Origin of the sequence: Streptomyces sp. NBC_00080, assembly GCF_045041255.1 — a bacterium.
In the GTDB taxonomy this organism is placed as follows: Bacteria; Actinomycetota; Actinomycetes; order Streptomycetales; family Streptomycetaceae; genus Streptomyces; species Streptomyces coriariae.
The window spans coordinates 4054667-4077450 of the sequence record NZ_CP108235.1 but is presented as its reverse complement, the minus strand read 5'-3'; the positions used below and the strand labels follow the sequence as shown (position 1 = coordinate 4077450).

Below are 22784 nucleotides of genomic sequence, written 5' to 3'. Positions count from 1 at the left end.
GTACTTGGAAGTCGGGGCCGCGTAAGGATTACCATCCTTTCGTGGCCCTTACTTTCGCTCTCGACCCCGCCGTCACCCCCGCCCTGCGTGACGGCATCCTCGACCTGTGGACGGACGCCTCCAACGCGGGCGGAGCCGTCGGCTTCGTGGCGCCGGTGGAGCGCGAGACGGTCCGGCCGGAACTGGTCCGCCACCTCGTCCAGATGGCCGAGGGCCGTACCCGGCTGCTCGTCGGACACGACGCGGCCGGCGAGGTGGCGGCGACGGCGTTCTTCAGCTTCAACACCCACCGGCTCCAGACCCACTGGGTGATGCTCTACACGGTGATGGTGCACCCCCGGCACCAGGGCAAGGGCTACGGCCGTGACCTGCTGGCGGCCGCCGCCGAGGAGGCCCGCGCCTTCGACGGCATCGACGCGATCCGGCTCACCTGCCGCGGCGGACTCGGCCTGGAGCACTTCTACGGCTCCTGCGGCTACAAGGAGGTCGGCCGGGTGCCCGGCGCCATCCGGGTCGCGCCGGGCGACGACCGCGACGACATCATCATGCTGCTGCCCCTGACGTGACCGCTGCGGCCGCCGCGACCGCTCGCACCCCGATGCAAGATCGGCACCCCGACGTGCTTCACTGGACGACGGCCCCTTTTGGAATCGGAAGAGTGGATTGACATGCTCCGCTACACACTGATGCGCCTCGGTGTCTTCGCCGGCTGCCTCGTGGTCGTCTGGGGCCTCGTCTACTCGGGCGTCGTGCCCCGCGGGCTCGGCGACTCCAACATCATGTGGATCCTGCTGCTCTCGCTGGTGATCTCCGCGCCGATCAGCTTCGTGGTGCTGCGCAAGGAGCGCGACCGTGCCTCGGTGCACGTCGTGCAGCGGGTGGACCGCATGAAGGCCAACCTGGAGGCCAACAAGTCCCAGGAGGACGCCTCGATCGACGAGGCGGCGCGCCCGCAGGGCCAGACGCAGACCTCGTAGTCGCCTCGCGCGGCGGGACGGCCGGGCAGGGACCCGAGCGGGCCCAACTACGCTGTGTCCATGGGGACCGTGAAGACCAAGCGGATGCCGCGTGCGGTCCGTGAGCAGCAGATGCTGGACGCCGCCGTGGAGACCTTCGGACGCCGGGGGTACATGGCCGCGTCCATGGACGAGATCGCCGAACTCGCGGGCGTGTCGAAGCCGTTGGTGTACCTGTACCTGAACTCCAAGGAAGACCTCTTCACCGCCTGCATCCGGCGCGAGGCCAAGGCGCTCGTCGCGGCGGTGCGCACCGGCGTCCGCACCGACCTGCCCGCCGACCGCCAACTCTGGGACGGTCTGCGGGCGTTCTTCGCGCACACCGCCGAGCATCCGCACGCCTGGTCCGTCCTGCATCTTCAGGCCCGCACGCACGGCGAGCCCTTCGCCGCCGAGGTCACGGCGATGCGCGAGGAGATCGTCGCGTTCGTCACGCACCTGATCGTGGTCGCGGCCAGGGAAGCGCACCGGGACCCCGACCTGCCCGAACGAGAGGTCGCCGGACTCGCCGAGGCGCTGGTCGGCGCCGCCGAGTCCCTCGCCGCCTGGGCCAACACCGCCGAAGGCACCACGGCCCGGCAGGCGGCGGCGACCCTGATGAACTTCGCCTGGGCAGGCCTGGGCAACCTCATGGAGGGGCGGCCCTGGACCCCACCGGAGGCCTGAGGACCTCCGGCAGGGCCAGGCGGTCGCCTCAGCTCAGGTCCATGGCTTCCGCCGGCACCAGCATCGGGGCCTGCTCGCTGTCCGAGGCCGAGGAGTCGGATTCGGAACCGTACCCGGTGTCCACCCGCTCCTGGCCCTCGCAGTCGACGCGGAGGCTGACATGGGTGCCGCCGCCCGTCACCGCCGCCGTGTGGATGCGCAGCGCGAGCATGTCGGCGTTCGCGATGGTGTAGTCGGATTCCCCGATGTTGGAGGCCTTGCTCGGCCAGTAGGGGCCGGGACGCTTGGAGTCGTCGCCGACGAAGAGTTCCATGTAGCAGACCATGCAGGGCCGCTTGACCCCGGCGATCGCGGAGACGCTTCCCGCCGGCGCGCTCTCCACGATGCGGCGCTCGGCGTGCAGGCCGTCCGTGGCGGCGTCCTCCCGCTTCGCGGGCACGCTCACCGAGCCACCGAGAGCCTGGAGGACGGCGCTGTACGCCTCCCTGCCCTGCCCGTCGCCCAGCAGACGCGAGGCCAGCTTCTGGGCGTGCCGTTGTTCGAGCGCCGTGCGGGTGGAGAGGTTCGGCTCGCCGGCCTTCAGGATCGCGGTGAGGAACTCCGCGGCGCTGGCCTTGCCCTCGTACAGGTCGGTGAGTGCCTTGTTGGCGCCGTCCTTGTTCGACGAGATGTACAGCTGGAACCGCGTGGCCGCGCCTTCCGGCCCCTCCTGCTGGACGGCGCTCACGCCCGCCTGTACTTCCTCGGGCTGCTTGCGCAGGTCGTTGAGGTAGTTGAAGGTGACGGTGGAGATCCAGCGCAGGGCCTGCTCCGGGCGTTCCGCCGAGAAGGAGCGTTCCTTCCGGATGTTGCTGGTGCCGTGGTACATCGCGCTCAGCGCGGCGCCCTTGAGCCCCTCGCTCTTCGCGTGCTCGGGGGCGTTGTCGGAGGCGACCGGGAAGTGCACGGTCTTGTTCTGCTGCCCGCCGTACTCCTTCCAGCCGTGGTTCTGCACGAGCGCCTTGGTGATCGCCTGCGCCACGGTCGCCTTCTTGCCGCCCCTGCCGGCCTTGGACTTGGTCGCCTCCTTGGGCATCCGCTGCACGCTCTGCCGCTCGCCGGTGCCGGTCGCCGCCCGCTGCACCGGAGCCCCGTGGCCCGCCGAGCCGGGCAGCGAGAGATCGGGGGTCGAACCCTGCGCGACGAGACGGCCGTTGGCGGCCGACTGGCGCTCGAAGGCGTCGCCCGGGTCGGACACCTTCACGCCCGAGCCGTTGTCGGTGCCCGCCACCGGGCCCTGCGACTGCTGCCGGACGTGGTCGAGTTCGTGGAACATCGTCTCGTCGTCCACCCGTGACGAGCCGAGCACGATGTGATGGCCGACGGTCATGGCGTGGGCCTGGAAGTCGGCGCTCGCGCGCTGGGCGGTCGCGTCGTTGTGCACGCGCACGTGACCGAGCGGCATTCCGTACGCCTGCTCGGCCTTGGCCCGGATGCGCGGGTCCAGAGAACTGCCGCCGGATCCGGTCACCTCGGCCAGCGACGCCTCGCGCTGCACCGTCGCCTGCTGTGCCTCGTCGGTCTCCGCGACCCGCTGGACCGACCGGTCCGCGTGGCCGCAGCCGGGGCCGTGCTCGTGCCGCTGCTCCTCGATGGCACGCGTCACCGCCGCGTTGCCCGCCGAGCGCTGGAGGGCGAGCAGTCCCGCCGCCGGTCCCGGGAGCGACGACCGTGCGGAGCCTCTCCCGGCCTTGGACCGGCGGTTGCCACCCAGGTCGTTCTCCTGGTCCTGCGCGCGCATGAACGCTCCCTTCAGCGACAGAGCCATCTGAACCCACCACTGTGCTCGACCGGACGCGACCGGAGTAAGGACCTCAAGGGCAGTGTCGGGGGCCGATCGCGCAGGACCACCGGGCGATCCGGCAGAGCCGCGCCGCGACGAACAGGGCAATCGGCGCCCTGCCGCCGAAGCGGCGCACCGGTCCCGGGGTCGGTTGCTCGGGGTCGGTCACCCAGGGCCGGTCACCCGCCCCGGTCACCCGGGGCCCGTCACCGTGTCAGCGGGTCCACCCGGCCGTTCACATGTACGCGTCCCGACTCTCCCGTCCCGCGCAGCTCGAAGCGTTCGCCGTCCGCCGCGAAGGTCACCGTTCCCGGCAGCAGGACCGGTGCCCGGAACTCCGCGCGCACCCGTACGGCCTGGGGGGTGCCGTGTGCGGCGAGGCAGCGGGCCACGGTCCACATGCCGTGCGCGATGGCCCGGGGGAAGCCGAAGAGACGGGCGGTGAGCGGGTGGAGATGGATGGGGTTGCGGTCGCCCGACGCGGCGCCGTAGCGCCGTCCGACGTCGGCGGCGAGCCGCCATTCGTCGAGAACGGGGAGCGGGTCGGGCTCCGGTTCCCGCGCAGCGGGCGCGGCCTCGGTGCGGTGCCGGGCCAGATACGTGCTCGTCGACTCCCACACGACCGTGCCGTCGTCCCGCAGCTCCGTGACGACGACCGCCTCGGTCCCGCGCCGGTGCGCGGCCAACCGCTCGACGTGCACGGTGAGTTCGTAGCTGCCGGTGGCCGCGAGGGTGGTGTGGCGGGTGATCTCGATCGACGTGTGGACGAGGCCGAGCAGCGGCAGCGGGAAGCCGCGGCCACTCATGATCCGCATGGCCAGCGGGAAGCCCAGGACGTGGGGATAGGTGAGCGGCAGGGAGTCCTCGCCGGTCGGGAAGCCGCACACCCGCTCGTAGGCGGCCAGCCGGGCCAGGTCCACCCGCAGGTCGGGCAGGACGAGCCGGTCGCCGGTGCCGGGGAACGCGAGGCCCGGCCGGGGCCGCTTGAACGGCGAGCGCAGCGCGCCGACGGCGAGCAGGGGACCGAGCGACGGAGGCCCGGACAGGATGGTCACCACGCCGGTCACTACGCCCCCAGCAGACTCTGGCCGCACACGCGCACGACCTGACCGTTCACCGAGCCGGACGCGGGGTGGGCGAGCCAGGCGGTCGTCTCGGCCACGTCGACGGGCAGGCCCCCCTGGGCGAGGGAGTTCATCCGGCGTCCCGCCTCGCGGATGAACAGCGGCACCGCGGCCGTCATCCTCGTCTCGATGAAGCCGGGCGCCACCGCGTTGACCGTGACCCCGTGCTCGGCGAGCGCGCGCGGCGCGAGGGACCGGACCAGACCGGCGACGCCCGCCTTGCTCGCGCCGTAGTTCGTCTGCCCCGCGTTGCCCGCGAGTCCGGCGATGGAGGCGGTGGCCACGATCCGCCCGCCCGTCCGCAGGGCGCCCTTGGCGAGCAGGGCGTCCGTGGTGCGCAGCACGCTCGCCAGATTGACGTCGAGCACCGAACTCCAGCGCTCGGCGGACATGTTGACCAGTCGCCGGTCCCGGGTGATCCCCGCGTTGTGGATCAGTACGTCCAGCCCGTCGGGCAGCTCGGCGGCGATCCGCTCGCCCGCGTCGGCGGCCGTGATGTCGAGCGTGAGGGCGCTGCCGCCCAGCCGCGCGGCGACCCGGCGGGCGTCCTCCGCGGCCTGCGGTACGTCGAGTACGACGACATGGGCGCCGTACCGGGCCAGCGTCTCCGCGACGGCCTCGCCGATGCCGCGGGCGGCGCCGGTGACGAGCGCCGTGCGCCCGGTGAGGGGGAGATCCCAGTCGACCGGGCCGGCGGGACCCTCGGCGGCCCCCACCCCGATCACCTGGCCGCTGACGTAGGCCGACCTGGGGGAGAGCAGGAAGCGCAGGGTGGACTCGGCGGCGGACGCGTCGGTCAGCCGGACGAGGTTGACGGTCCTGCCCCGTCCGATCTCCTTGCCCAGGGACCGTACGAAGCCCTCCAGGGCCTGCTGCACGGCCGCCTGGTGGTGGTCCCGGGCGTCCAGGGGAGCGCCCAGCACGACGACCCGCCCGCTCGCCGCGACCGACCGTACGACCGGGTGCAGGGCCGCGTGGACCTCGGCGAGCGCGTCGACGTCCCGGACACCGGTCGCGTCCAGGACGACGGCGGCGGGGCCCGTGGACCCGCCGGCGGCTCCGGCGGTGGATCCGGTGGTGGCTCCGGCTGCGACGCTGGCCGTGGGCGGTCCGGTGCGGGCCAGGACCGGCGCGAGGTCGAGCCCGGACGGTCCGCCGGCCGTGAGGTGCAGCAAGTGGCCGTTCAGGGAGGGACGTTCGGCCGTCCAGCGGCTGAGCGCGGCCGGCTGTGGAAGCCCGAGCCGCGCGGTGAGGAACCGGCCGGGGGCCGTGGCGGTGAAGCTCAGATAGCGGTCGGCCATGATGATCTCCCACGGGCTCGGCGCACACCTCGTACCGGGTGCTTACTCTGGAGTAAGGTTACCGTGGGTAAGTCTAGGTCACGGGTGAGGAGCAGGTCGAGATGAGTACCTCGGAACCGTCACGGGCGAGCCGGCGAGTGAGCCATCTGAAGGTCGCGGAGAGCGGTGCGCCCGTGCCCCGGCCGGAACTGCCGCGGATCCGCCGCGTGGCGATCGTCGGCGGCACCCGCACCCCCTTCGCCCGTTCCGACGGCCCCTACGCCACCGCCTCCAACCAGGAGATGCTGACGGCTGCCGTGAACGGTCTGGCGAACCGCTACGCGCTCGATGTGCCCGGCGTGGTGGGCGAGTTGGTCGCCGGGGCGGTGCTCAAGCACAGCCGCGACTTCAACCTCGCCCGCGAGACCGTCCTCGGCTCGAAGCTCGACGCCCGCACCCCCGCCTACGACATCCAGCAGGCCTGCGGCACCGGCCTGCAGGCCGTGATCGCCGCCGCCAACAAGATCGCCCTCGGCCAGACCGAGTCCGCGATCGCCGGCGGCGCCGACACCGCCAGCGACGCCCCGCTCGGCGTCAACGACCGGCTGCGCCGCATCCTCCTGGAGGCCCGCCGGGCGAAATCGACGGGTGATCGCGTCAAGGCCCTCGCGCAGATCCGCCCCTCCCATCTGATCCCCGACATCCCGCGCAACGCCGAACCGCGCACCGGTCTCTCCATGGGCGAGCACGCGGCGGTCACCGCCCGCGCCTGGGGCGTCGAGCGCGAGGCCCAGGACGAACTGGCGGCCACCAGCCACCAGCGGCTCGCGGCCGCCTACGAACGCGGTTTCTTCGGCGACCTGGTGGTCCCGTTCCGCGACCTGGCCCGCGACCAGAACCTGCGCCCGGACTCCACGGTCGGGAAACTGGCCGCGCTGAAGCCGGTGTTCGGCACCGACGGGCCCGACCCGACCATGACGGCGGGCAATTCGACGCCGCTGACGGACGGAGCGGCGGTCGTACTCCTCGCCTCCGAGGAGTGGGCCGAGGCGCGGGGCCTGGAACCGCTCGCCTACCTGACGGCGTACGAGACGGCGGCCGTGGACTTCGTACGCGGCGATGTCGCGGGCGGCGAGGACGGGTTGCTGATGGCGCCCGCGTACGCTGTCCCGCGCATGCTGGAGCGGACCGGTCTGGGCATCGAGGACTTCGACCTGTTCGAGATCCACGAGGCCTTCGCCTCCCAGGTGCTGGCGACGCTCGCGGCCTGGGAGAAGCAGGGGCTGGCGCCGGTGGACCGCGACCGTCTGAACGTGGCCGGCTCCTCCCTCGCCACCGGTCACCCCTTCGCGGCGACCGGCGCCCGCATCGTGGCGACCCTGGCCAAGCTGCTCGCCGAACGGGAGGGCCCCGCAAGGGGGTTGATCTCGATCTGCGCGGCGGGCGGACAGGGAGTCACCGCGATTCTGGAACGAACGTGAAGATTCCTCATATAACCCCCGAGATTGCACATCCCCAGCCCCGGAACATCCCGGAACACGCACAAGCCCCACACGTGCGCGCCGTACGATCCCCTACCTAACTGGCGGTAACCCCTTTCTTAGGGGGCATCCCGGTTGAACGCCTCGGTACTTGAGGCACGTACGTCATGCAGCAAGCAGTTTCGTCGCTGCACGCCCAGGGAGTCGCCCGTGTCCACCCCGTATCCAGCCGACGGCTCGGCCTTCGCCGATCCCGACGCTCCCCCCACCCTGGTGGAACCCGAGACACGACGACTGGACGGCGTGGTCCGGGAGGCGTCCGTACCGGCGCTCGCCCGCCCGGTGACGTACGGTTCGCTCGCCGACCTGCCCTACGACAACGCGGCCGCCGTCCCCGAGACGGTGGTGCTCAGCCGCAAGGGCCAGGACGGCGAGTGGACGGACATCACGGCCGAACGCTTCGCCGCCCAGGTCCACGCGGTGGCCAAAGGGCTGATCGCCGAGGGTCTCGTGCCCGGCGACCGGCTCGCCATCATGGCCCGCACCACCTACGAGTGGACGCTGCTCGACTTCGCGGCCTGGGCGGCCGGCCTGGTCACCGTCCCCGTCTACCCGACCTCCTCCGTCTTCCAGACCCGCTGGATCCTGCACGACTCCGGCGCGGTCGCCCTGGTCACCGAGAGCACCGCCCAGGCGGCCGCCCTCGGCCCCGAACTCGACCGGCTGCCCGACCTGCACCACCTGTGGGTGATGGACAAGGGACATGTGGACAGGCTGATCGAGGCGGGCGAGCACGTACCGGACGCCGAGGTCGAGATCCGCCGGGGGATGCTGGTCCCCGACACCCTCGCCACCCTCATCTACACCTCCGGCACCACGGGCCGCCCCAAGGGCTGCGCGCTCACCCACGGCAACTTCTTCGCCGAGGTCGACAACGCGATCGAACTGCTCTACCCGGTCTTCAAGTCGAGCGGCGAAGACCTCTCCGTCCTGCTCTTCCTCCCCATGTCCCACGTCTTCGGCCGCATGGTCGCCATCGCCTGTGTCCGCGCCCGGGTCCGCCTCGGCCACGCACCGAGCCTGAAGGCCGACGAACTCCTCCCGGATCTGGCGGCCTTCAGACCCACCTGTCTGCTGGCCATCCCGTACATGCTGGAGAAGATCTTCAACACCGCCCGCGCGAAGGCCGAGGCCGGCGGCAAGCTGTCCTCCTTCGACCGGGCGGCCGGCGTGGCCCGCCGCTACGGCGAGGCCGTCGAAGCACAGAAGACCGGCACCGGATCCGGCCCCGCGGCCACCCTCCGCGCCGCCCGCACCTTCTACGACCCGCTCGTCTACCGCCGTATCCGCAACGCCATGGGCGGCCGCGTCCGCCACGCCATCTGCGGCGGCTCGCCGCTCGGCCAACGCCTCTCCGCCTTCTACCTCGGCGCGGGCATCGAGATCTACGAGGGCTACGGCCTGACGGAGACGACCGGAGCGTCCACGGTCACCCCGCCGCTCAAGCCCCGTCTGGGCACGGTCGGCTGGCCACTGCCGGGGACGAAGATCCGCATCGCGGCGGACGGCGAGATCCTGATCGCCGGCGAACACGTCCTGCGGGGCTACTGGGACCCGTCTGCCGGGGGAGTGGTCCCCGCCACGCCCGACGGCTGGCTGCCCACCGGCGACATCGGCGAACTGGACGACGAGGGCTATCTGACGATCACCGGCCGCAAGAAGGAAATGATCATCACGGCGGGCGGCAAGAGCGTCGCCCCCGCGCCCCTGGAGAACTGGCTGCGCTCCCACCCCCTGGTCTCCCAGGCCATGGTCCTCGGCGACGGCCGCCCCTATGTCTCCGTCCTCCTCACCCTCGACCCGGACGGCCTCACCCACTGGCGCCAGATGAACGGCAAGCACCCGGTCCCGGTGGAACTGCTGATGGACGACCCGGACCTGCACGCCGTACTCCAGCGAGCGATCGACGAGGCCAACAAGCTGGTCTCCCGCCCCGAGTCGATCCGCCGCTTCGCCATCCTCCCGACCGACTTCTCGGAGCACGCCGGCCACCTCACGCCCTCGATGAAACTCCGCCGCGAGGCGGTCCTGGCGGACTTCGCCGACCAGGTGGAGGGGCTGTACGCGCACTAAAGGGTTCGCGGGAGGGGCCTCGGGCCCGGGAGTATGCGGCGGGTGAACGGCATCGAGTTCTTCCACTGTCCCTGGGACGAGCGCCCCGCCGCCCCGGTCTGGGGTGCCCGCGTCGACGGTGTCGATCTGCGGGCGCTGACCGCCTGGGCGACGCGGGAGCTGTGGCGGCCGGAGCTGGAGGGTCAGTTCGATGACCAGGAGCGGGAGTCGGCCGAGCTGATCTGGCGGCAGCACGGAGGGCTGGGTGTCCTCGACTTCACCGAGAACCCGTTTCTGCGTACGGCCGACCGGACCCCGCTCCTCGGCTGCCCCTGTGGCATCTGGCAGTGCTGGCCCCTCATGGCCCGCGTCGCCATGACGCCCACGACGGTCACCTGGTCCGGCTTCCGCTACCCGGAGCGCGATGAGTGGGGCGAACTGCCCCTGGGTCCGTTCGTCTTCGAGCGGCAGGTCTACGAGGAGGCGCTGAGCGCCCCGGTGGTGCTGGCGGAGGACCCGCTGGGCCCGGCTCCGGAGTCCTTGGGCTGCGTTCCCTGACCCTTCTCGGTGGCGACGGCGGCGACGGCCGCGGACAGCAGCGTCGCACCGGCGAGGCCGCCCCAGAGCGCGGCGGGCCGTGGGGTGCGAGAGCGGTGATGACCGCCGGGGAGACGGCGAGGCCGAAGCCCGAGGAGCACGTCAAACCCTCGATCTGCCCGCGCTGACGGCACTGGGGTCCGACCTGCTGGGGGCGGTGCTGCGCTGAGGCGACTACTTCACGGCATGGGCGAGGAACTCGGCCCAGGCCCCGGTCGCGAGGGAGAGACGGGGGCCGTCGGGGTTCTTGGAATCACGGACGTGGATGATCCGGGGGCAGACGGCTACTTCGAGGCAATCGCCGCCTTCGCCGTCGCTGTACGTCGACTTGCGCCAGGTGTAGGCGACTTCGATCCATTCGCCGCCCCCACCGTCGCTGTAGCTGGACTTGAACCAGTTGAGGTCCTCGCTGTTCACAGCTCCTCCAGCTTTTTCTCGATCAGCGTGCGGGTTTCCCTGGGCGGGAGAGCCATTGCCCGCATGCTCCCATAGCAGTCGGCGATCTTCCGGACCTCTTCCGGGTCGGTGATCAGCCTTGGATAGCCCTGCGCCCCTGTATAGGCGACCTGTGAATGCTTCTTGGGCGTCAGAAGGTTGAACGCACTGCCCAGGTTGGGGTGTTCTTCCACGCTGGTCGGCATTACCTGGATTTCGACGTTCCGCATGCGGCTGACCGTCAGCAAACGCCGCAACTGCTCCGCATGGACGTCCCGTCCGCCGATCGGCCGGTCCAGGACGGTCTACTCGATCACGTAACTCACAATCGGCACAGGCCAACGGTCGAAGACCTGCTGCCGCGAGAGCCTGTCGGCCACCCGCCTTTCGATGGTCTCCTCGTTCAGGAAGGGACGCCGGTTCGCGAACACGGCGTGGGCGTGATCCTTGGTCTGGAGCAGCCCGTGCACCGCGTTGATGGAGTATTGGTGCAGCTCAACGGCCTCGGCCTCCATCGCCGCGTACCCGCGATACCACTCGGGGTGCCGCGTCCGTACCCGACTCATCGCCTCCCTGACCTCGGGAATCGCCTCTTTGAACAGGCCCCCGGAGTCGAGCAGTTCATCCGCCTTCTCCAGCACCTCGGGCCGGATGGTCCGCACGCCCCGCTCCATCGCGGAGATCGCGTCCGGCCCGTACCCGACCAGCTCCCCGAACTCCTTCTGGGTGAGTCCCTTGCGCTCCCGCAGCAGTTTCAGCATCTTGCCCAGGGCCGTGAACAGCCCTGTCGTGCCGTCGGCCTCCGCCGGCGTCTCCGGCCTGCGGTCGTCCGTCACGTACGCCACCACCCTCCCGCCTCCGTGGTCACGGCCGACGACCCGTACGCCTGCCCCACCGCAGCCGTACAACTACACAGAGTCGCCGAGCCGCTCCTGGTCAGGGTAGGGACAACCGGCCACGCTCAGTCAGGTGAACTCCGAAATCTCCACCCAGATCTCCACCCAGGGATGCGCCCAGGGATCCACCCGGGACGTCTCTCTCGGTGAACTGACCCTGCGTCTCAGCGCGACGCCGCGCGGTGCCCGGCTGGCCCGGCGCCTCACGGGTCACCAGCTCACCGCCTGGGGGCATCCGCACGGCAGCGACGCCAACCACACCGCGCAGCAGGTGGTCGCGGAGCTGGCCGCCAACGCCGTCACGCACGGCCGGGTCCCGGGCCGGGACTTCGAGCTGCGGCTGCGGCTGCTCCCGGAGGACACGCTGCGTGTCGAGGTGAGCGACGCCCGGGCGGACCGGCGACTGCGGATCGTCACGAACCCGGAGGAGGAGGGCGGCCGGGGTCTGATCCTCGTCTGGGTGCTGGCCCGCACGTGGGGTGTCGCTGAGCGGGACGTCGGCAAGACGGTCCGGGCGGAACTACCGCTCAGCCCTTGACTTCACAAGACCGTCGCGCGACCTTCGGCTACATCGCGGCCCTCGACCTCGCCGGGGCACTCTAGGGGTGGGACGGGTGCCGGTACGGGGTGAGCGTCTCCGCCAGCCGGTCCACGAACTCGGTGACGAGGTCGAGACGCGGCCCCTCACGGGCGACCCGGAACCCGTGGTGTCGCCCGTGGAAGGCGGCCTGGACGAGGTGGAACTGCGCCCAGCGGCGGGTGCGTTCGCGGTCCAGTCCGGCGGCCTCCGCGAAGCGGTCCAGGATGCGGTGGGCGACCCGGCGCAGGTCCGAGTCGCTTCCCGGGCCGTGCCGCATGACGTGCCCGAAGATCAGCGGCTTGAGCAGGGTGCCGCCGTCGTACGCGGGATCCCCGGCCCACCCCTTGGGATCGACGGCGAGCCACGGCTCACGTTCGGCGCGCAGGATGTTACGGGCGTGCAGGTCACCGTGCACGAGCAGCTCGGGCTGGCTGCGCCCGAGTTCTCGTACGGTGTCCAGGGCCGCGTCGACGGTACGGGCGGGCAGGGCCCGGTCGAACTCCGCCTGGTCGAGCAGCAGTTGCCGCTTCCATCCGTCGGCCATGTCGCTCAGCCGGGGCAGGCGGTCCGGCGCGGGAACGGCGAGCCGCCGGCTGATCCGCCCGGCGACGACGGCGACCTCCTCGGTGTCCTCGACCTCGGCGAGGGACGATGTCCGCACCCGCTCCAGCAGCATCGCGAAGCGCGCGTCGTCCCGCTCGTACAGCCGTACGGCACCCGATCCGCTCCAGGCGGCGAAGGCGTCGGGCTCGTGGACGTTGCCCGGGTGCGGGAAGGACGCCTTGATGACGGCGGGGGTCCGGTCGGACCGTCGCAGCACGGGTACGACGATCCCGACGCCGCCGTGCACGATCTCGCCGTCGGGCGCGCAGTCCCAGCGGTCGAGCAACTCGGCCACCAGCGCGGGGAGTCCCTCGACCCAGCCCGCCCCGCGCTTCCCCTCCCGCTGGACGGTGGTGCTCGCGAAGGCCTGCGGTACCTCGATCATGGCCCCATTGTGCCGGGACAGCCGCCTCTCGATCAGCGGCTCGGGCGGGTGCTTCGGGTGGCGCTCTCGGTGTCGGGGTGGAGGGGGAAGATCTGGTCGAGACCGACGATGCGCAGGATGCGCAGGGTGTTGGCCGGAACGGCGGCCAGCGCGATGTCCGCGTGGGCGGCCTGGGCGTGGTGGTGGGCCGCGATCAACGCGGTGATGCCGCTGGAGTCGCAGAAGTCCATGCCGGCCAGGTCCAGGACGAGGCGTTGGCCCGGCCGGAGGGGCAGCGTGGTGAGCAGGTCACGCAGCTCGCCGGCGTGGGCGTAGTCGAGGTCGCCGAGGATCGCCAGGACGGGACCGGTCGTCGTGTCGCGGGTGGTGATCTTCAGCGGGCTCATCGGGTGCTCTTCGTCGCCGGGTCGGGGTCGGGGGTGGGGTCGGGATCGGAGGCCGGGACGCCGAGCGCGAGCAGGGCGGTGTCGTCGTCGAGGCCGTCGCCGAACTCGTCCAGCAGGCCGGTCAGGGCCTGGACGACGGCCTGCGGGCGCCGGCAGGCGTGCTCGGCGGCGAAGGCGCGCAGGGCCTCGTCCCCGTACAGGGTGTCGCGGTCCTCGCCGGTACGCGCCTCGGTGAGTCCGTCGGTGTAGAGCAGGAGGGTGTCGCCGGGGGCGAGGACCGTGGTGGCGGCGACGAAGCGCGCGTCGGGCAGGACGCCGACGAGGAGACCGCCCGGCGTGGGCAGGAAGTCGGCCGTGCCGTCGGCACGCAGGACGAGGGCCGGCGGATGCCCGCCCGAGGCGATGCGGACGGTGACCTGTCCGGTCGCGGGGTCGGGTTCGAGAACCCCGAAGACGGCGGTGCAGTAGCGCGGATCACCGTCGGCGGAGTACCGCTCGTGCAGCACCTTGTTGAGGGTCGACAGGGCCGCGACCGGCTCGGAGTCGTGCAGCGCGGCGGCCCGCAGGGTGTAGCGGGTCAGCGAGGTGACGGCGGCGGCCTGGGGGCCCTTGCCGCACACGTCGCCGAGGAAGAACGCGAAGCGTTTGCCGTCGAGCGGGAAGACGTCGTAGAAGTCCCCGCCGAGCCGGTCGGGGGAGGCCGTGTAGTAGTGGGCGGCCGTCTCCATCCCGGGCACCGGCGGCAGGGTGGCGGGCAGCAGCGACTGCTGGAGCACCGCGAGGGCCTCCTGCAATCTGGCGCGGTCGGCCTCCGCCTGCCTGCGCGCCTCTTCGGCCGCCTTCCGGCCGCGCAGGAGTTCCTCCTCGTAGGCGCGGCGGTCCCGGGCGTCGAAGACGGTGGTGCGGATCAGCAGCGGCTCGCCGCCACCGCCGCACTTCACCACGGAGGAGACCAGCACCGGCATCCGGGCGCCGTCGGCCTGCTTCATCTCGAGCGCGATGCCGCCGATCCGGCCCTGCATGCGCAGCAGCGGCGCGAAATGGGTCTCGTGGTACAGCTTGCCGCCGACGGTCAGCAGGTCGGTGAACCGCATCCGGCCCACCACCGCCTCCCGGTCGAGGCCGAGCCAGTCCAGCAGGGTGGTATTGATCTTCGCGATGGTGCCGTCCATCAGCATGGACAGGTATCCGCACGGCGCGCTCTCGTACAGGTCCTCGGCGCTGTCCTCCAGCAGTGCGGCGAACGCCGCGTCCGAGGTCTTCCCGTTGTCGGCCTCGACATCGGTACCGGCGTCGGCAGCGGGGTCGGTACCGGCAGCGGGGTCCGCACCGGCAGCGGGGTCGGTACCGGTACGGGTATCGGGATGTGGATCGGCCGGGTCGGTCTGCCGGCCGGTCCGGCACATCACCGCAGCCCGGCCAGGAAGCCGGTGATCGCCTCGTTGGTGGCCTCGGGCGCGGACAGGTGCGGGCAGTGCCCGATGGCGTCGAGGGTGATCAGCGTCGAGCCGGGGATCGACCGGTGGACGAAGGCGCCGACCTCCCGGGGCGCGATGGCGTCCTGGGTGCACTCCAGCACCAGCGTCGGCACCCGCACGCTCTTCAGGTCGTCCCGCGAGTCCGACAGGAACGTGGTCCGGGCGAAGACGCGCGCCATGTCCGGGTCGGTGGCGCAGAAGCTGTTCTTCAGCTCGTCACCGAGCTCGGGCCGCTCCGGGTTCCCCATGATCACCGGGGCCATCGTCGCCGACCAGCCCAGATAGTTCGACTCCAGTGACGTCAGCAGCTCGTCGATGTCCGGCGCGCTGAACCCGCCCCGGTAGTCCGTGTCGTCGATGTAGCGCGGCGACGGGGCGACCATCACCAGCGCCCCGATGCGCTCCGGAGCCAGGTCGGCGGCCAGCACGCCGATCATCGCGCTGACCGAGTGCCCCACGAACACCGCGTCGCGCAGGTCGAGTGCCTCGCACACCTCCACCACGTCTCGCGCGTAACCGTCGAGGGAGGAGTAGCGGGCCTCCGAGAACGCGGACAGATCCGAGCGGCCCGACCCCACGTAGTCGAACATCACCACCCGGTACTTCTCGGCCAGGGCGGGCACGGTGAGCCGCCACATGTTCTGATCACAGCCGAATCCATGCGCCAGAACCACCGTCGGCCCCTGCGGGTTGCCGGTGACCGTGACGTTGTTCCTGCGATCGATGTCCATACCCACCAGTTTCCCAAACCTCGCTGACCACTCCCGTACCCGGTTTGTGTCACCCCATACCCAAAGCTCAGGAGCCCGGCGCGGCAGGCCTGCGCGCGATCAGGAAGGCATGCGGGGTCGACTCGGCGAGGACCGGCTCCCGCACCGTGCGCCACAGCACCGCGAATCCGGCCGCCGTCAGCAGCTCGGCCATCCGTTCCGGGCGGCGCCGTTCGAAGTCGAGGGTGACCGGGTGGCCCCACGGGCGGTCGAAGTGACGCGGTTCGTCGCCGACCTGGAAAGCGAGGAGGAGATGGCCACCGGGGGCGAGCACGCGGTGGAACTCGGTGAAGAGGGTCGGGAGGTTCTCCACAGGGGTGTGGATGGAGGAGTAGAAGGAGACGACCCCCGCGAGACTCCCGTCGGCGAAGTCCAGCTCCAGCATCGAGCCCCGCTCGAACCGGATCGCCGGGTTCTCGCGCCGCGCGACCGCCAGCATCGACTCCGACAGGTCGAGCCCGGAGATGTCGAGCCCACGCGCACCGAGGAACCCCGTCACCCGGCCGGGACCACACCCCAGGTCCGCCACCCGGCCACCGGCGCCGACCAGCTCGGCATACGCGCCGAGCACGGCCCGCTCCAGCGGCTTCGCCGCCAGCTCGTCACGGTAGCGCTCGGCGTAGTCCTCGGCGATGGCGTCGTAGAAGGCACGGGTGGCGGAGACGGGGTCCGGGGTGGCGGTCATGGGCGGAGAGCCTAGGAGTCGGCACCGACAGTGGGGGCGGTTCTACGCCACACCCATCGCACGCAGCACCCCCGTCACCGTCGCCGCCCCCAGCACCACCACCGCGAAGGGCGCCCCCTTTCCCCACTTCCGGCCGCGTCCGAGCGGGGGAACCCCCATCGCCAGGACCCCACCGGTCAGCACCCCGGCCGGCCGTGCCCACCCGGCGAAGCCGCCGCCCTCGGTCAGCGCGCCCGTCGCCAGCAGCGCGACCAGCAGGACCACCGCCCCGGCCGACAGCAGCTCCTGGACCCGGGCGGGGAGCTCCACCCGTCCGTGCAGCGCGGGGCCCACCAGCCGGAGGACGTACGTGCCCACCGCCAGCATCAGGATCAGGGCGACCGTCGCGTTCATCCGGCGGCCCCCTTACGGCCGTACCCGTACAGCCCCAGCCCGGCCAGGGCGAGCAGCACGGGCACCCCGGCCGGTGCGAAGGGTGTGGCCGCCAGAGCCAGGACGACGCCGAGTGCCGCCGGCCCGCGCAGGCGGGCGTTCTCACGGAGGGCGGGCAGGACCAGGGCGACGAGGACGGCGGGGAACGCCGCGTCCAGGCCGTAGTCCGCCGTGTCCCCGAGGGCGCTGCCGGCCAGGGCGCCCACCAGCACGCCCGTGTTCCACGCGGCGAACAGGCCGATCCCGGAGATCCAGAACGCGGCGCGGCGGCGGGCGGGATCCGGCTGGGCGAGCGCGAAGGCGACCGTTTCGTCGGTCACCAGGTGCGCGCCGAGGAGCCGGGTCGCGAGGCCGGGGCCGAGGAGGTCGGCGACCGCGAGGCCGAAGGCGGCGTTGCGGGTGTTGAGCAGGAGCCCGGTCGCGGCGGCGGCGAGCGGACCGCCCCCGGCGAGCAGCACACCGACCGCGCTGAACTGGGCGGATCCCGCGTAGACCACGACGGACATCACCACCGGCACCCAGACCGGCAGCCCGCCCGCCACGGCGATCGCGCCGAAGGAGACCCCCACCACACCACCGGCCAGCCAGACGAGTGAACTGTCGCGGAGCAGGGATCGCGTCGTTCGAGCCGGAGCCGGAGCCGGAGCCGGAATCGGGTTCGGGTTCGGAGGAGGGGATGTTCGTTGTGGCGAACGCATGTTTTCTACAATGAACAGACCGGCCGCTGTTCGTCAAGGCGAACGCACGTACCGATGGAGCGAACGACATGCCCGAAGCCGCGCCCCCGCCCCGGCCCCCGTCCCGCCTGCCCCTCGACTGGATCGCCGCCGCCCTGCGCCGCGAACGCACCCGGGCCGGGCTGTCCCTCTCCGAGCTGGCCAAACGGGCCGGTATCGCGAAGTCCACGCTGTCCCAGCTGGAGGCGGCGAGCGGCAATCCGAGCATGGAGACGATCTGGGCGCTGGGCGTGGCGCTGGGCGTGCCGTTCGCCGCGCTCGTCGAGCCGCCGGTGTCGGCGGTCCGGGTGATCCGGGCCGGGGAGGGGCCCACGGTCGCCTCGGAGCAGGCGCCCTACGTGGCGACTCTGCTGTCGGCCAGCCCGCCGGGCGCGCGGCGGGACATCTATCACCTGCGGGCCGAGCCCGGCGCGGCACGGACCTCGGAGCCGCACATTCCGGGCACGGTCGAGCATCTGGTGGTGAGCACGGGGCGGGTGAAGGCGGGGCCGGCCGGGGAGACGGTGGAACTGGAACCGGGGGACTACATGACCTACCGCGGGGATGTGCCGCACTCGTACGAGGCGCTGGCGCCGGGCACGACGTTCGTCCTGGTGATGCAGCACGTGTGAGCCGGCCGGAGGCCGAGGGGCGGCAGCGGGGGGCCGGCGGGTGTCGGCCGCAGGGCAAAGGCAGGAGCCCCGTGCCGACCGGCACAGGGCTCCTTGGGTACTGCTCTCAGACTTGCGATCTCAGGGTTCTGAAGATCAGACGGGGGTGACGTTCTCCGCCTGGGGACCCTTCGGGCCCTGCGTCACGTCGAAGGAAACCTGCTGGTTCTCCTCGAGCGAGCGGAAACCCTGCGCGTTGATCGCGGAGTAGTGGACGAAGACGTCGGGGCCGCCGCCTTCTTGGGCGATGAAGCCAAAGCCCTTTTCGGCGTTGAACCACTTCACGGTTCCGGTAGCCATAAGCCCTCCTTGGGCCCAAAGGGTTGCCCTGCTCCAGAACCCTGCAAGCGTGAAAGCGAGTGCCGCACAACTGCATACGTCTGAAAACGACGAGAGCCCGCGGTTACATGCTCCGCAGGCTCTGTACTGCAAGGGAAACCAAACTGCAACTTGCGGCGAGCCTAGCATGCAGGCAGCCGAAAGCAATAGAGGTCAAGATCACGTCACCCGGATGTTTGAACATGCCCGGAAGGGCTTGACCGAGGGGGTGGAGTGCCCACGGTATCCGATGGGGTCTAGCCTCGCGATGTGGACAATTCTCGCACCCGGCCGCGCGTCGGCCACATCCAGTTCCTCAACTGCCTGCCCCTCTACTGGGGGCTCGCGAGAACCGGCACCCTCCTCGACTTCGAGCTGACGAAGGACACCCCGGAGAAGCTCAGCGAGCGACTGGTGTCGGGCGACCTCGACATCGGGCCCATCACCCTCGTCGAGTTCCTCAAGAACGCCGACGACCTGGTCGCCTTCCCCGACATCGCCGTCGGCTGCGACGGCCCGGTGATGTCCTGCGTGATCGTCTCCCAGGTCCCGCTGGAGGAGCTGGACGGCGCCAGGGTCGCCCTCGGCTCGACCTCCCGTACCTCCGTGCGTCTCGCCCAGCTGCTGCTGGCGGACCGTTTCGGCGTCCGGCCGGACTACTACACCTGCCCGCCCGACCTCAGCCTGATGATGCAGGACGCCGAGGCGGCCGTACTCATCGGAGACGCGGCGCTGCGGGCCAACCTGCTGGACGGACCGAAGTTCGGCCTGGAGGTGCACGACCTCGGGTCGCTCTGGAAGGAGTGGACCGGCCTGCCGTTCGTCTTCGCGGTGTGGGCGGCCCGCCGGGAGTACCTGGAACGCGAGCCGGTCATCACCCGTCAGGTCCACGAGGCCTTCATCGAGTCCCGCAACCTCTCCCTCGACGAGGTCGGCAAGGTCGCCGAGCAGGCGGCGCGCTGGGAGGAGTTCGACGAGCGGGTGCTCGAGCAGTACTTCACCACCCTCGACTTCCGCTTCGGCGCGCCCCAGCTGGAGGCCGTGACCGAGTTCGCCCGCCGGGTCGGCCCGACGACGGGCTTCCCGGCGGACGTGAAGGTCGAGCTGCTCCGGCCGTAGCCACGGCACTACGCTGCTGCCGAGTCCTACGGGGCCCCGCGGGGGGCGCCTTTCGGGGGAGAGGTGGACATCCCATGCAGCCGCTCGGAGCAGACGAACCCACGACCGTGGGCCCCTACCGGCTGCTCGGCCGCCTCGGCGCCGGCGGGATGGGCCGCGTCTATCTGGGCCGCAGCGCCGGCGGCCGCACGGTCGCGGTGAAGATCGTGCACCCGCACCTCGCGCTCGACGAGGAGTTCCGCGCCCGCTTCCGGCGCGAGGTCGATTCAGCGCGGCGGGTCGGCGGCGCGTGGACCGCGCCGGTCCTGGACGCCGACCCCGAGGCGACGGTGCCGTGGGTCGCCACGGGCTACGCGGCAGGCCCGTCCCTGGCCGCGGCGGTCGCCTCCGGCGGCGGACCGCTGCCCGAGCACTCCGTACGGGTGCTGGGCGCGGGTCTGGCCGAGGCGCTGGGAGCCGTGCACGAACTGGGCCTGGTGCACCGGGACGTGAAGCCGTCCAACGTCCTGCTGACGGTGGACGGCCCGCTGCTCATCGACTTCGGCATCGCCCGGGCCACCGACGGCACGGCGTCGCTCACCTCGACCGGTGTCTCGGTCGGCTCGCCCGGCTACATGGCCCCCGAGCAGATCCTCGGCAAGGTCGCCTCCGGCGCGGCCGACGTCTTCTCCCTCGGCGCGGTGCTGGCGTACGCGGCGACCGGGCAGCCCCCGTTCCCCGGGGACTCGTCGGCCGCCCTCCTCTACAAGGTCGTCCACGAACAGCCCGAGCTGGGCGAGCCGGACAGCGGGTTGCGGGGCGAACTCCGGGCGGTGGTCGAGGCCTGTCTGTCCAAGGACCCGACCGCCCGGCCGGCCCCCGCCGAGGTGGCCCGGCGGCTCGCCCCCGAGGGTGCGGCCCGGCTGGTGGCGGGCGGATGGCTGCCGGGTGCGCTCGTGGAGCAACTGGGGCGCAGCGCCGTACAGCTGCTGAACCTGGAGGGGACGGGGGCCGGGGCGGAAGCGGTCGCGTCCGGGCCGGTGGGGTTCAGCAGTCCGGCGGTGACCTCGGGGAAACCGGCCGTGTCGCTGGGCGAGTTCGGGCCGCCGCCGGTGATGGGCGGGGGTGCCGTCACCCCGGCGGACCGGCCGCGTCTCGTTCCCGAGCCGAGGGACGCCGAGCCGGCGGCCACCGGCGCGGACCGGCCGGGCAAGGTCTCCGTCACCGTAGCCGCCACCGCGACTCCGGGAGAGGGCGGGCGCGGGCGGCGGCTGAGCTGCACCGTCGCGCTGGCGGTCGCGGGGGCGATGGCGGCGGTCACGGTCGGCTCGGTGTTCCTGTTCCGCATGCTCCCGGGCGACGACGAACGCAACGACGCCTCCGGCAGCGACGCCTACTCCTCCGCTCCGGCGGACGGTTCGAGCTCCGGCCCGGCCGCCTCGCAGGCGCCCACCGTGCTTCCGGCCCGCTATGTCGGCACCTGGGAGGGCGAGGGCAGCGGCCTCGGCGGCACGCTCCCGATGGGCACCTTCCGGGTCACGGTCCAACAGGCCGACGTGGGAGACAAGTTGGGGGAGCTGCGGCAGACCGATGTGCTCGGCGGCAGCTGTCTCGACGTCCTGACGCTGAAACAGGTGACGGCGAAGGAGGTCGTCGCCACCTCGGTCGGGGCCGAGAGCAACCACAGCGGCTGCAATCCCGAGGCCCACACGATCCGGCTCACCCCGACCGGCGACGACCTGACGTACGCCTCGGACAGTGCGGCGGAGGGCAATCCGGTGGCCCGCATGTCGAAGGTCGCCCGGTGAACCGGTTCGGTCGCACGGTGAACCGGGTCCGCGGCCGGTTCCGATCCCGGGCCGGCTGGGGCATCGCGGGCGGCGTCCTCTTTCTCGCGGCCCTCCTCGCCGTCCTGCTGTCCGCCATGGGCCTGTGGAAATGGTTCGTGCGCCGCACGGCACCGGCGCTGGTGGACCTGCCCGGCGGCGGCTGGACGGCCGGCGCGGTGCTCGGACTGCTGTCGGTGGCAGGCTGTGCCGGGGGCACGTGGTTCTCCTCATCGGAACGGAACCGGGACAGCGGCCGTACGGGCCCGGCGCGGGTCGGGCTCGCGATCGGGGGAGCGGTCTGCTGGACGGTGGCCCTCGGCGCGCCGATGTACGTCCTCGGCGCCCTGCCCGGCCGCAACTGCCGCTCGGGCGCCACGATGTGCGCGTACATCCCGGGCACGGGCAGCGCGTTCCTCTCCTACGCGGCCACGGCCGCCCTGCTCGGCGGGCTCTGGTACCGCCGGCGCGGCACGGTGACCGCGGCGCGCCGCGCGGAGGAGCGGGCCCGGATGAGGAGACTGCGCAAGAAGGGCAAGGGCAGGAGCAGGGCGGCGCGTTCGTCATGAGGCCGCCTCGGAATCCATGGGATCTCTGCCGATGACCGCACCTCCCAGCGACCTGGCGCTGATCACCGGCGCCGCCCTCTGGGGCGCCGTCGCGGGTGCGCTGCTGCCCCGGGCCGTCCACCGGTTCTCCGTACCGTGGGAGGAGCGGGACGGCGGCTGGCGGGCGACCTGCCCGGGCGGACACCCGATCCGGGGGTGGCTCGGGCGGGCGAGATGCGAGCGGTGCGCCGCCGTCTACGCGCCCGGTGCCGTCGGTCTCCCCCTGCTCACCGCTTTCGTCTGTGCCGCGCTCGCCGCCGCGACCGGTCTGCGGCCCGAACTCGTCGTCTGGCTGCTGCTCGCGCCGGTCGGGGTGCTGCTGGCCGCCGTCGACCTGCGGGTGCGCCGACTGCCCGATCCGCTCACTCTTCCGCTCGCGGCCGCCGCCCTCGTCCTGCTGGGCCCGGCCGCCCTGCTGCCCGAGCACGCCGGCGACTGGACGACGGCCCTGCTGGGCGCGCTCGCCCTCGGCGCCGGATATCTCGCGCTCCATCTCGTCAACCCCGGCGGCATGGCCTACGGAGACGTGAAGCTGGCGCTGTCGGTGGGCGCCGTCCTCGGCTGGTACGGCTGGGCGACGGTCATGTTGGGCACGTTCGCCGCGTTCCTGCTCGGGGCGCTGTACGGCGGTGCCCTGGCCGTCGCGGGACGGGCCGGCCGCAAGACGATGATCGCCTTCGGGCCGTTCATGCTCGCCGGGACCTTCGCCGGGCTGCTGATCGGTGCGTACGCGGCCTGACGTCCGGGTGCCGGGACCGCTGGCGTAGGCTGGTTCGGTCCGCCCACAACCCTTGACGAA

General features: G+C 72.0%; 24 protein-coding genes and 2 pseudogenes. 12 read left to right on the top strand and 14 right to left on the bottom strand.

What is annotated here, in order from left to right:
- Window positions 1-41: 41 nt before the first annotated feature.
- The 3 genes from OHU34_RS18055 to OHU34_RS18045 all read left to right on the top strand — a co-directional run bounded on the left by OHU34_RS18055 (window position 42) and on the right by OHU34_RS18045 (window position 1682).
- Complete coding sequence (locus OHU34_RS18055) at window positions 42-566, top strand: GNAT family N-acetyltransferase (protein WP_142265634.1); 525 nt, start codon at window positions 42-44, stop codon at window positions 564-566.
- 102 nt (window positions 567-668) lie between these two features.
- The gene (locus tag OHU34_RS18050; RefSeq protein WP_142265635.1) at window positions 669-977 is read left to right on the top strand and encodes a DUF4229 domain-containing protein; all 309 of its coding nucleotides are present in this window, start codon (window positions 669-671) and stop codon (window positions 975-977) included.
- A 60-nt stretch (window positions 978-1037) separates the two neighbouring features.
- Window positions 1038-1682: a TetR/AcrR family transcriptional regulator gene (locus OHU34_RS18045; protein WP_142265636.1), complete on the top strand. Its 645-nt coding sequence runs from the start codon at window positions 1038-1040 to the stop codon at window positions 1680-1682.
- Window positions 1683-1710: 28 nt separating this feature from the next.
- Here OHU34_RS18045 and OHU34_RS18040 read toward each other — a convergent pair whose 3' ends face one another.
- The 3 genes from OHU34_RS18040 to OHU34_RS18030 form a co-directional block, all read right to left on the bottom strand.
- The gene (locus tag OHU34_RS18040) at window positions 1711-3462 is read right to left on the bottom strand and encodes a DUF4157 domain-containing protein (protein ID WP_142265637.1); all 1752 of its coding nucleotides are present in this window, start codon (window positions 3460-3462) and stop codon (window positions 1711-1713) included.
- Between the two features lie 248 nt (window positions 3463-3710).
- Window positions 3711-4571: a MaoC family dehydratase gene (locus tag OHU34_RS18035; RefSeq protein ID WP_405767213.1), complete on the bottom strand. Its 861-nt coding sequence runs from the start codon at window positions 4569-4571 to the stop codon at window positions 3711-3713.
- Complete coding sequence (locus OHU34_RS18030) at window positions 4571-5929, bottom strand: 3-oxoacyl-ACP reductase (protein ID WP_405767212.1); 1359 nt, start codon at window positions 5927-5929, stop codon at window positions 4571-4573. Before OHU34_RS18030 ends, OHU34_RS18035 begins: the two co-directional genes overlap by 1 nt.
- A gap of 101 nt (window positions 5930-6030) precedes the next feature.
- On the opposite strand from OHU34_RS18030, the gene OHU34_RS18025 reads away from it, so the two are divergent.
- The 3 genes from OHU34_RS18025 to OHU34_RS18015 all read left to right on the top strand — a co-directional run bounded on the left by OHU34_RS18025 (window position 6031) and on the right by OHU34_RS18015 (window position 10059).
- Window positions 6031-7389 (top strand): acetyl-CoA C-acetyltransferase, encoded by a 1359-nt coding sequence (locus OHU34_RS18025; protein ID WP_235034544.1) that lies wholly within the window; start codon window positions 6031-6033, stop codon window positions 7387-7389.
- 210 nt (window positions 7390-7599) lie between these two features.
- Window positions 7600-9522, top strand: coding sequence for a long-chain fatty acid--CoA ligase (locus OHU34_RS18020; RefSeq protein WP_142265640.1), 1923 nt, complete (start codon window positions 7600-7602; stop codon window positions 9520-9522).
- A 42-nt stretch (window positions 9523-9564) separates the two neighbouring features.
- Window positions 9565-10059 carry a hypothetical protein gene (locus tag OHU34_RS18015; RefSeq protein WP_230194960.1) on the top strand — a complete coding sequence of 165 codons (495 nt, stop codon included), beginning with the start codon at window positions 9565-9567 and terminating at the stop codon, window positions 10057-10059.
- Here the strand turns inward: OHU34_RS18015 and OHU34_RS18010 are convergent.
- The 3 genes and pseudogenes from OHU34_RS18010 to OHU34_RS18000 all read right to left on the bottom strand — a co-directional run.
- Window positions 9975-10195 (bottom strand): annotated as a pseudogene (locus OHU34_RS18010) (MFS transporter); the annotation flags it as partial. The gene OHU34_RS18015 and the pseudogene OHU34_RS18010 sit on opposite strands and share 85 nt — an antisense overlap.
- Before the next feature lie 77 nt (window positions 10196-10272).
- Window positions 10273-10515 carry a DUF397 domain-containing protein gene (locus OHU34_RS18005; RefSeq protein WP_405767208.1) on the bottom strand — a complete coding sequence of 81 codons (243 nt, stop codon included), beginning with the start codon at window positions 10513-10515 and terminating at the stop codon, window positions 10273-10275.
- A pseudogene (locus tag OHU34_RS18000) lies at window positions 10512-11381 on the bottom strand (helix-turn-helix domain-containing protein). The gene OHU34_RS18005 and the pseudogene OHU34_RS18000 overlap by 4 nt, the downstream one beginning before the upstream one ends.
- Window positions 11382-11502: 121 nt before the next feature.
- Between OHU34_RS18000 and OHU34_RS17995 the strand changes: the two are divergent.
- Window positions 11503-11967, top strand: coding sequence for an ATP-binding protein (locus tag OHU34_RS17995; RefSeq protein WP_405767206.1), 465 nt, complete (start codon window positions 11503-11505; stop codon window positions 11965-11967).
- Window positions 11968-12028: 61 nt separating this feature from the next.
- Here OHU34_RS17995 and OHU34_RS17990 read toward each other — a convergent pair whose 3' ends face one another.
- The 7 genes from OHU34_RS17990 to OHU34_RS17960 all read right to left on the bottom strand — a co-directional run bounded on the left by OHU34_RS17990 (window position 12029) and on the right by OHU34_RS17960 (window position 17446).
- Entirely contained in the window at window positions 12029-12997 is a 969-nt protein-coding gene (locus OHU34_RS17990; protein ID WP_142265644.1) for an aminoglycoside phosphotransferase family protein, read from the bottom strand.
- A gap of 32 nt (window positions 12998-13029) precedes the next feature.
- Entirely contained in the window at window positions 13030-13383 is a 354-nt protein-coding gene (locus tag OHU34_RS17985) for an STAS domain-containing protein (RefSeq protein WP_142265645.1), read from the bottom strand.
- Window positions 13380-14789 (bottom strand): PP2C family protein-serine/threonine phosphatase, encoded by a 1410-nt coding sequence (locus tag OHU34_RS17980; protein WP_405767202.1) that lies wholly within the window; start codon window positions 14787-14789, stop codon window positions 13380-13382. The genes OHU34_RS17985 and OHU34_RS17980 overlap by 4 nt, the downstream gene beginning before the upstream one ends.
- Window positions 14789-15592, bottom strand: a complete 804-nt coding sequence (locus tag OHU34_RS17975; RefSeq protein WP_405767200.1) for an alpha/beta fold hydrolase — start codon at window positions 15590-15592, stop codon at window positions 14789-14791. Before OHU34_RS17975 ends, OHU34_RS17980 begins: the two co-directional genes overlap by 1 nt.
- A 67-nt stretch (window positions 15593-15659) precedes the next feature.
- Entirely contained in the window at window positions 15660-16316 is a 657-nt protein-coding gene (locus OHU34_RS17970; RefSeq protein ID WP_142265648.1) for a class I SAM-dependent methyltransferase, read from the bottom strand.
- Window positions 16317-16358: 42 nt separating this feature from the next.
- Entirely contained in the window at window positions 16359-16709 is a 351-nt protein-coding gene (locus OHU34_RS17965) for an AzlD domain-containing protein (RefSeq protein ID WP_230194950.1), read from the bottom strand.
- Window positions 16706-17446 carry an AzlC family ABC transporter permease gene (locus OHU34_RS17960; protein ID WP_405767197.1) on the bottom strand — a complete coding sequence of 247 codons (741 nt, stop codon included), beginning with the start codon at window positions 17444-17446 and terminating at the stop codon, window positions 16706-16708. The genes OHU34_RS17965 and OHU34_RS17960 overlap by 4 nt, the downstream gene beginning before the upstream one ends.
- Before the next feature lie 68 nt (window positions 17447-17514).
- Here OHU34_RS17960 and OHU34_RS17955 point away from each other — a divergent pair, with 68 nt between their 5' ends.
- Window positions 17515-18096: a helix-turn-helix domain-containing protein gene (locus OHU34_RS17955; protein WP_142265651.1), complete on the top strand. Its 582-nt coding sequence runs from the start codon at window positions 17515-17517 to the stop codon at window positions 18094-18096.
- A 135-nt stretch (window positions 18097-18231) separates the two neighbouring features.
- On the opposite strand, the gene OHU34_RS17950 is transcribed toward OHU34_RS17955, so the two are convergent.
- Window positions 18232-18435, bottom strand: a complete 204-nt coding sequence (locus OHU34_RS17950; RefSeq protein WP_003974443.1) for a cold-shock protein — start codon at window positions 18433-18435, stop codon at window positions 18232-18234.
- A gap of 288 nt (window positions 18436-18723) precedes the next feature.
- On the opposite strand from OHU34_RS17950, the gene OHU34_RS17945 reads away from it, so the two are divergent.
- From OHU34_RS17945 to OHU34_RS17930, 4 genes are all read left to right on the top strand, one after another.
- Window positions 18724-19572 (top strand): menaquinone biosynthetic enzyme MqnA/MqnD family protein, encoded by an 849-nt coding sequence (locus OHU34_RS17945; protein ID WP_142265652.1) that lies wholly within the window; start codon window positions 18724-18726, stop codon window positions 19570-19572.
- Between the two features lie 74 nt (window positions 19573-19646).
- A complete protein-coding gene (locus OHU34_RS17940; RefSeq protein ID WP_405767194.1) occupies window positions 19647-21359 on the top strand; it encodes a serine/threonine-protein kinase in 1713 nt (570 codons plus the stop codon).
- Complete coding sequence (locus tag OHU34_RS17935; protein WP_405767191.1) at window positions 21356-21946, top strand: hypothetical protein; 591 nt, start codon at window positions 21356-21358, stop codon at window positions 21944-21946. Before OHU34_RS17940 ends, OHU34_RS17935 begins: the two co-directional genes overlap by 4 nt.
- 31 nt (window positions 21947-21977) lie before the next feature.
- Complete coding sequence (locus tag OHU34_RS17930) at window positions 21978-22724, top strand: A24 family peptidase (protein WP_230194947.1); 747 nt, start codon at window positions 21978-21980, stop codon at window positions 22722-22724.
- Window positions 22725-22784 lie beyond the last annotated feature (60 nt).